This window comes from Shewanella sp. SM29 (assembly GCF_025654245.1).
In the GTDB taxonomy this organism is placed as follows: Bacteria; Pseudomonadota; Gammaproteobacteria; order Enterobacterales; family Shewanellaceae; genus Shewanella; species Shewanella oncorhynchi.
The window spans coordinates 1-823 of sequence record NZ_JAKKRN010000088.1; the positions used below are offsets into that span (position 1 = coordinate 1).

Annotated in this window: 1 protein-coding gene; it reads right to left on the bottom strand. The window is 45.1% G+C overall.

From position 1 onward, the window contains the following. Positions 1-15: 15 nt before the first annotated feature. Positions 16-823: IS982 family transposase (locus L5L77_RS22555; RefSeq protein ID WP_263223447.1), on the bottom strand; the 808-nt coding region annotated here is incomplete at its 5' end.

Sequence of the window (823 nt, forward strand, 5' to 3'; positions counted from 1 at the left end):
TAACCTGAGATCGGTTTAACTAGCCATAACTGTAATAGCATTAAACTCTGCGTTAGTGATGTTCAGTTGTGGCTTATTGTCTTTCAATTGATAGGCGATGAGTCCCGCAATCATGTTGAGCATAAAACCATGTACGCTGCGGTGTCTAGAGTGCTCTATTTGAGAGATGTTTTTTAACTGGTCGTTGATGGTTTCTATGATGAAACGTCTAGACAGCATCGCTCTATCCCACAACGACATCGCTTTTACTTTCATATTCTTACGCACGTTTGTCACCAGTGTGATGCCTTTCTCCAGCAATTCACTGGACAGTGCTTTACTGATATACCCTTTATCTGCATAGAGTTTATTCATGTCACTGTGCACCATCTCGTTCACCAGTTTTGTGTCATGTACATTCGCTGGGGTCACTTTGGCCGCCACTATTCCGCCTTGATGATTCACAATCAAATGCAGCTTAAAGCCATAGAACCACCCCATGGTGCCTTTACCTCTGCACGCCAGTCCCGCCAAGGTTTTATGGCGATGAATACGTAGGTTATGACACACTTTGATGCAGGTTGAATCAACAAATTCGATGCCAGTGGGGTCACTCTTGAGGCTGGCAAAGTAACTGCAAAGCGGCACTAAAGCAGTGGGCATCACCTCAAGAAAGCGGGTATAGCTGAGTAAATTAGGAAAAGCGGATTTGTAGAAATGGGCCAGATAGCCGATGTAGAAGTTCTTGAAATCACGGTGGTGAGACATCTGAAAAAGTATGATGATGGTCATCACTTCGCTCATCGTCATACGGCCAGGGCGTTGACGCTTGCGTGTACCATCG